This window comes from Streptomyces sp. NPDC059567 (assembly GCF_042735655.1).
Classification (GTDB): domain Bacteria; phylum Actinomycetota; class Actinomycetes; order Streptomycetales; family Streptomycetaceae; genus Streptomyces.
Genome location: NZ_JBHWBS010000149.1, coordinates 1 through 6,951 on the forward strand (window position 1 = coordinate 1; position 6,951 = coordinate 6,951).

8 protein-coding genes are annotated in these 6,951 nt (G+C 70.7%); 1 reads left to right on the plus strand and 7 read right to left on the minus strand.

Features of this window, described 5'->3' with window-relative positions:
• Positions 1-184: 184 nt before the first annotated feature.
• The 6 genes from rplS to ACFVZW_RS35335 all read right to left on the minus strand — a co-directional run bounded on the left by rplS (position 185) and on the right by ACFVZW_RS35335 (position 3,623).
• Entirely contained in the window at positions 185-535 is a 351-nt protein-coding gene (gene rplS / locus ACFVZW_RS35310) for a 50S ribosomal protein L19 (protein ID WP_356894105.1), read from the minus strand.
• A 129-nt stretch (positions 536-664) separates the two neighbouring features.
• Positions 665-1,486, minus strand: coding sequence for a tRNA (guanosine(37)-N1)-methyltransferase TrmD (gene trmD / locus ACFVZW_RS35315; protein ID WP_329115414.1), 822 nt, complete (start codon positions 1,484-1,486; stop codon positions 665-667).
• The gene (rimM, locus tag ACFVZW_RS35320) at positions 1,483-2,082 is read right to left on the minus strand and encodes a ribosome maturation factor RimM (protein ID WP_384530413.1); all 600 of its coding nucleotides are present in this window, start codon (positions 2,080-2,082) and stop codon (positions 1,483-1,485) included. The genes trmD and rimM overlap by 4 nt, the downstream gene beginning before the upstream one ends.
• Positions 2,083-2,166: 84 nt before the next feature.
• Positions 2,167-2,406, minus strand: a complete 240-nt coding sequence (locus ACFVZW_RS35325) for an RNA-binding protein (RefSeq protein ID WP_020868149.1) — start codon at positions 2,404-2,406, stop codon at positions 2,167-2,169.
• A gap of 2 nt (positions 2,407-2,408) precedes the next feature.
• Entirely contained in the window at positions 2,409-2,849 is a 441-nt protein-coding gene (gene rpsP / locus ACFVZW_RS35330) for a 30S ribosomal protein S16 (RefSeq protein WP_260227749.1), read from the minus strand.
• A 180-nt stretch (positions 2,850-3,029) separates the two neighbouring features.
• A complete protein-coding gene (locus ACFVZW_RS35335; RefSeq protein ID WP_150232028.1) occupies positions 3,030-3,623 on the minus strand; it encodes a hypothetical protein in 594 nt (197 codons plus the stop codon).
• A gap of 391 nt (positions 3,624-4,014) precedes the next feature.
• Here ACFVZW_RS35335 and ACFVZW_RS35340 point away from each other — a divergent pair, with 391 nt between their 5' ends.
• A complete protein-coding gene (locus ACFVZW_RS35340; protein ID WP_384530417.1) occupies positions 4,015-4,764 on the plus strand; it encodes a class I SAM-dependent methyltransferase in 750 nt (249 codons plus the stop codon).
• Between the two features lie 103 nt (positions 4,765-4,867).
• Here ACFVZW_RS35340 and ftsH read toward each other — a convergent pair whose 3' ends face one another.
• The gene (ftsH, locus tag ACFVZW_RS35345; protein WP_384530420.1) at positions 4,868-6,793 is read right to left on the minus strand and encodes an ATP-dependent zinc metalloprotease FtsH; all 1,926 of its coding nucleotides are present in this window, start codon (positions 6,791-6,793) and stop codon (positions 4,868-4,870) included.
• Positions 6,794-6,951 lie beyond the last annotated feature (158 nt).

The window sequence follows — 6,951 nt, forward strand, 5'->3', positions numbered from 1 at the left end:
GCCACATCCCCGGGGGGGTGGTCCGGCGTCCCCCCCACACGCGCGGTGGCCGCCCCCCTCCCCGCGGTGGGGGGGGCGCGGTCGCGCTCCGTGTGCTGTGCTTCGGTGTCCATCGGGGGCAGAGCCTATCCGGCCACCCTGAGAATCATCGCTCCGAAGCCCCGCGCGATCGGTGAGCCGAGGCTCAGTTGTCGCGCTTCTCCTTGATCTTGGCAGCCTTGCCGCGCAGCTCACGCAGGTAGTAGAGCTTGGCGCGACGGACGTCACCGCGGCTCACGAGCTCGATCTTCTCGAAGATCGGGCTGTTCACCGGGAAGGTGCGCTCGACGCCGACGGAGAACGAGACCTTGCGGACCGTGAAGGTCTCGCTGACGCCCGAGCCCTGGCGGCGGATGACAACGCCCTTGAACTGCTGGATACGGGAGCGGTTGCCCTCGATGACGCGCACGTGGACGTTCACGGTGTCGCCGGGGCGGAAGGCGGGGAGGTCGGTGCGGAGCGAAGCCGCGTTGACCGAGTCGAGCAGGGAGGCCATGGTGGTCTCTTTCCTCGCTGATGCCACAGGTCATCAGCGGAACGTTCGAAAAGGAGATGGAGCGCCGGGTGTACCGGGCGGGCGTCGTCCCCCTGTGGCAGGGGCGCACGCCGGACACACAGCAGCGGCCTATTCTTCCACGGCGCCGGGCCTGCGCCAAAATCGGCCGCCGGGCTCCGGGGCCCAGCCCATCATGGAGAGGATCTCCCGGTCCTTCTTGTCGAAGGCGGCGGGGTCGCAGCGTTCGATCAGGTCGGGCCGGTTGGCCGCTGTGCGGCGGAACGCCTCGTCGCGGCGCCAGCGCGCGATCTTCCCGTGGTGCCCGCTGAGGAGTACGTCGGGAATGGCGCGGCCGCGCCACTCGGGGGGCTTGGTGTAGACGGGGCCTTCCAGGAGGTTGGCCATGGCCCCCGGGGCGAAGGAGTCGTCGCGGTGGGACTCGGCGTTGCCGAGGACGCCGGGCAGCAGTCGGGCCACGGCTTCGGTGATCACCAGGACGGCGGCCTCCCCGCCGGCGAGGACGTAGTCGCCGATGGAGACCTCGTACACCGGAATGCGGGTGGCGTACTCGTCCATGACGCGCCGGTCGATGCCTTCGTAGCGGGCCGGCGTGAAGATCAGCCAGGGGCGCTCGGAGAGCTCGACGGCGAGTTCCTGGGTGAAGGGGCGTCCACTGGGCGTGGGGACGACCAGGGCGGGGCCGTGGGCGCCCGCCTCGAAGCCGTCGGCGAGGGTCTGGTCGAGGGCGTCGCCCCAGGGCTCGGTCTTCATGACCATGCCGGGGCCGCCGCCGTAGGGGGTGTCGTCGACGGTGTTGTGCCGGTCGTAGGTCCACTCCCGCAGGTGGTGGACGTGGACGTCGAGCTGTCCACGCGCGCGTGCCTTGCCGACCAGGGAGACGTTCAGGGGTTCCAGGTACTCGGGGAAGATCGTGACGACGTCGAGCCTCATGCGCCGGCGTCCCCGGCAGAGGGCTTGTCCCCGGCGGAGTCCTCGTCCCGAGCGGAGTCCTCGTCCCGGGAGGAGACGATCTCGGCGCGGTCGTCGATGAGACCGGGCGGCGGGTCGATGACGGCCCGCTGCTCCTCCAGGTCGATGTCGGTGACGATCTCCTCGACGAAGGGGATCATCAGCTCGGTGCCGTCGGGCCGCTCGACGATGAAGAGGTCCTGGGACGGCAGGTGGGTGATCTCGGTGATCCGGCCGATCTCGGTGCCGTCCGCGAGTACGACGTCCAGGTCCATCAGCTGGTGGTCGTAGTACTCGTCCTCGCCCTCCGGCATCTCCTCGGGGTCGACGTCGGCGATCAGCAGGGTGTTGCGCAGGGCCTCGGCCGCGTTGCGGTCGCGTACGCCCTCGAAGCGGAGCAGCAGCCGTCCGCTGTGCACGCGGCCGGTCTCGATGGTCAAAGGCCCTGTGGAGGCCGGATCGGTGAGCAGGACCGCTCCGGGGCTGAGCCTCAGCTCGGGCTCGTCCGTCCGTACCTCGACGGTGACCTCGCCCTTGATGCCATGGGCGCGGCCGACCCGCGCGACTACCAGCTGCACGACTTCATTCTCTCCTGTCCGACGACGACGGGCCGGGGTGGACCCGAAGGCCCTCCCCGGCCCGTGCCGGTGTGTCCAACTTGCTCAGCGGACCTGGTCCACGTCGACGAGGTCGACGCGGATGCCACGGCCGCCGATGGCGCCCACGACGGTTCGCAGCGCACGCGCGGTGCGGCCGTTGCGGCCGATCACCTTGCCGAGGTCGTCGGGGTGGACCCGAACCTCGAGCACGCGGCCGCGGCGCAGGTTGCGCGAGGCGACCTGCACTTCGTCAGGGTTGTCGACGATGCCCTTCACGAGGTGCTCGAGAGCCTCCTCGAGCACGATCAGGCCTCGGTCGACTCGGTGGACGCGGCCTCGGCCTCGTCCGCCTTCTTGTCGGCCTTCTTCGCCTTCGGGGTGATGGCCTCACCCTTGGCGTCGTCGCCCTCGAGGGTCTTGGCGAACGCGTCGAAGGAGGCGCGCTTGTCCTCCTTCGTCGCCGGCTGCAGCAGCGGCGCCGGGGCCGGCAGGCCCTTGTGCTTCTGCCAGTCGCCGGTGAGCTTCAGGATGGCGAGGACCGGCTCGGTCGGCTGGGCGCCGACGGACAGCCAGTACTGCGCGCGGTCCGAGTCGACCTCGATCTTCGACGGGTTGTACGTCGGGTGGTACAGACCGATCTCCTCGATCGCACGACCGTCCCGGCGGGTGCGGGAGTCGGCGACGACGATGCGGTAGTGCGGCTGGCGAATCTTGCCGAGGCGCTTGAGCTTGATCTTGACTGCCACTGGAGTGGTGTCTCCTGGTCTTGACGTGGTTGGGCACATGAGATGCCACGTGGGGTTGCGGTACTCGGGTGCCCGATGGACGCGTCAGCCGGAGGAGAGAGGGGTCCTATGCGACTGTCGAGTACAGCTAGCCATTGTGCCACACGCCTGTGGCACGCCGGACCGGGCGCACACCCCGGCTCAGCTCGCCGCCCCCACCGTTTCCGGGATGCGGAAGGGCTTGCCGCAGCCGCCGCAGACGATGGGCGCCTGGGCGAGGACGGACGGGACCACGCGGACGTTGCGGCCGCAGTCGCAGACGGCCTTCACGCGGACGCCGCCGCCCGAGGAGCCGTGGCGCGCGGCCGGGCCCCGGAAGGAGCGCTTGGTGTCCGCGGCCGTCGCGACGGTGTGGGCCTTGAGGGCGCGCTGGAGCCGCTCCATCGTGGGCCGGTACCGCCGCTTCGCCTCGGGGTTGAGCGTGACCAGGGAGAAGCCGCTGCTGGCGTGCGGCTCCTCGGGGTGGTCGAGGCCCATCTCCTCGGCGATGGCCAGGAATCTGCGGTTGTGGTAGCGGCCGGCGCGTGAGGTGTCGCGGACTCCTCGGGCGGCGGCGATGCCGTGGACTGCCTCGTGGAGCAGTCGCTCGAAGGAGAGCTCGGCGCCGCAGGCGGACGAGGACTCTCCGATCAGGGACTCGGGCGCGGCAAGATCCGGCAGTTCGGGGTGGTGCCGCTGAATGTCGGCCCACGCCTGTGCCAGCTCTGCGGCGAGAACAGGTGGTGTCGTGCTCACGTCGCGTACAACGAGCCGAAGTGCTCCCGGGTTCCATTCCGGGGCATCCCAAATAATTTGCACGTACCCGTCAGTTGCCGTTCATGCGTCCGGACGAGGGTCAGTGCGCCGATCTGCGGAGAAGGCTCGCAGGTCGCGGCAAGGTGGTGCGTAGTGGCGCATACGCGTCGGCGCGTATGCGGTGGCCCATGTGCCCCGGGGGCGGACGCGGCCCGACGCGGGGACAGTACCGGCTCCGGATGCAAGGCGGCGCACCGGCCCTGCCCCGAAGGGGAAGTGGTCCGGCGCGAGCACTGGACGCGGGGACGGATGCGCAGTTCCCTGGCATACGGGGGGATGCGGGCGCACGTACACGGGGGCTGTCGACCAGGCACTGATTGGGGCGCTTTCCATGACACCTACGCTCGTCCGGCACGATCCCGCGCGCGACTGGGCCGAGATCCAGGAGCGCATGCTCGTGCCGCTCTACGAGGCGGTGTACGACCGTCTCGACGTGGGCCGCGGCTCGCGGGTCCTGGGGCTCGGCTGCGGTTCGGGGCTCGCACTGCTGATGGCGGCCTCCCGGGGGGCCGCCGCCACCGGCGTGGACCGGGACCACGCGCGCGTGGAGCTGGCGAGAGAGCGGCTGCCGGAGGGGTCGGGGCACGCGGTTGTCGAGGGGGACCCGGTCGACGCGTGGGCCGTCGAGGGTGCGCCGTACGACGTGATCACGGCCTTCCACGCGTCGGCCGGGCTCGGCCGGACGCTGGCGGACGTCACTCCTCTGGCGCAACCGGGCACGGCGATCGTGCTGGCGGGCTGGGGGCCGCCCGAGCGGTGCGCGACGGCGTCGGTGCTGCGGGTCGCCGCCCGGCTGACGGGCTGGCGGCCGGCGCTCCGTGACGACCTGGAGGAGGTGGTGGCGCGGGCCGGTCTGAAGCCGGACGGATCGGGCCGGGTGTCGTGCCCGTTCGGGTACGCGGACCAGGACAGTGCGGTGCGGGGGCTGCTGTCGACGGGCGAGTTCGACGCGGCGGTCCGGGCGACGGACCCGTCCCAGGTCGAGAAGGAGATCACGGAGGCGCTGGATCCGTACGTCCGCCGGGACGGGACGGTGTGGATGCCGAACGTCTTCCGCTACCTGATCGCCCGGGTGCCGTAGCCGACGGTCGGTCGCATGGGGCCGCCTCCCACCCGTCATGGTCGGCGCGCGGCTCGGCCCACGTGTTCGGGCGGGGTGCACGGTGTCCCCGCTCCCCCGGCGGCTACGACTCCTTCTTCAGACGCGTGATGCCGGCCGCCCGGTAGGCGGCGTCCTCCTCCAGGGTCTCGTTGGCCAGGAGGGCGGTCGCGAGGGCGTCGAGTCTGTCGCGGTTCTCGCGGAGTTGGCGGAGGGCGCTCTCGTAGCACTCGTCGACGATCCGGCGCATCTCGTCGGCGACCATGTCGAGCGTCGCGGGAGCCGCCGAGAGGCCGTACGCCTGTTGGGCGTCGCCGGGGATGGCGGTGAGGCGGCCGACGCGTTCGCTCATGCCCCAGCGGCCGGCCATGCCGCGGGCGATGTTGGTGACCTGTTCCAGGTCGCTCTCGGCGCCGGTGGTGGTGACCCCGAAGACGACCTGTTCGGCGGCCATGCCGCCGAGCGCGCCGATGATCCGGCCGCGGAGGTACTCCTCCGTGTAGGCGTACTTGTCGGAGTCGGGCGTCGAGAGGGTGACGCCGAGGGCGCGGCCGCGCGGCACGATGGTGATCTTGCGGACGGGGTCGGCGCCGGGCTGGAGCATTCCGAGCAGGGCGTGGCCGCTCTCGTGGTAGGCCGTGCGGCGCCGTTCCTCCTCGGGCATGACGAGGGGTCGTTCCGCGCCGAGCTGGACCTTTTCCAGGGCGTCGGAGATGTCGGACTGGGTGACGGCCTTCTGTTGTCGTTTGACGGCGAGGAGGGCGGCTTCGTTGGCGAGGTTGGCGAGCTCCGCGCCGGTCATGCCGGGGGTGGTGCGGGCGACCTGGACCAGGTCGACGTCCTGGGCGAGGGGGATCTCGCGGGTGTGGATCTTGAGGATGGCCTCGCGGCCGCCGCGGTCGGGCGGGTTGACGTGGACGATCCGGTCGAAGCGGCCGGGCCGGGTCAGCGCGGGGTCGAGGACGTCGGCGCGGTTGGTGGCGGCGAGGACGATGACGCCTTCGGAGCCGGTGAAGCCGTCCATCTCGGTGAGGATCTGGTTGAGGGTCTGCTCGCGTTCGTCGTGGCCGCCCATGCCCGAGCCGCCGCCGCGGGCGCGGCCGATGGTGTCGATCTCGTCGATGAAGATGATGGCGGGGGCGACCTTGCGGGCCTCGGCGAAGAGTTCCCGTACGCGGGAGGCGCCGACGCCGACGATCATCTCGATGAACTCCGATGCCGAGGCGGAGAAGAAGGGCACTCCCGCCTCGCCGGCGACCGCGCGTGCGAGGAGTGTCTTTCCGGTTCCGGGCGGGCCGGCGAGGAGGACGCCGCGTGGCATCTTGGCGCCCATCTCGCGGTAGGCGGCGGGGTTCTTGAGGAAGTCGACGACGTCGTTGAGTTCGCCTTCGACCTCGTCGATGCCTGCGACGTCCTCGAAGGTGGTGCGTGTGGCGCCGGGTTCGAGTTCGACGGGCTTGGGTGGGGCCTTGCGTCCGAGCATTCCGCCCGCGCCGCCGAGGCCGGAGCTCATGCGGCGGGCGATGAAGATCCACAGGACGACGAGCAGCAGCATGGGTGCGAGCGAGATGAGCAGGTTGGCGAGGAAGCTGCGTTCCTGGACGACGGGCTCGGCGGTGACGGTGACGCCCTTGGCGGTCAGTTCGTCCCAGAGGTTGTCGTCGGCGAAGGCGGGCCGTTGGGTGACGAACTTGGTGTAGTCGCCCTTGTCGCCGTTGGGGAGGGGCTGTTTGTTCTTCAGCTCGCCCTGGATGGCGTCGCCCTTGGAGTAGATCTTGGTGACGTTGCCGGCGGTGACCTGTTTGCTGAACTCGGTGTACGAGATCGTCGGCTCGTCGCCCCGGTTGAAGAACGACAGGACGAGGTTGGCGATCAGGTAGACGATCAGGGCGGTGAGGATGAGCCCTCCCCAGCCGCCGGGCATCTTCCGCTTGGGCGGCGCGGGCGGCGGGGCGCCTTCCGAGCGCCAGGGCTGGTCGGTCCGGTCGCGAGGGGGTACGGGGTTGGCCACGCTGCTCTCCTCAAGCCGACGTCAGGCCTCATTATTCGAGAACCGGATCAATGCGGCATTACGGGCATGGCGTGGGTATGAAGAGGGGCGGGGGGGGGGGGGGGGGTGGAGCGCCGCGCCCCGCGCGCGCGCGCTCCGGGCACACACAAACAACAAAA

Bases quoted from the DNA above. Each gene is read 5' to 3' on its own strand.
- rplS (WP_356894105.1), bottom strand. From the start codon at position 535: ATGGCCTCCCTGCTCGACTCGGTCAACGCGGCTTCGCTCCGCACCGAC.
- trmD (WP_329115414.1), bottom strand. From the start codon at position 1,486: ATGAGGCTCGACGTCGTCACGATCTTCCCCGAGTACCTGGAACCCCTG.
- ACFVZW_RS35340 (WP_384530417.1), top strand. From the start codon at position 4,015: ATGACACCTACGCTCGTCCGGCACGATCCCGCGCGCGACTGGGCCGAG.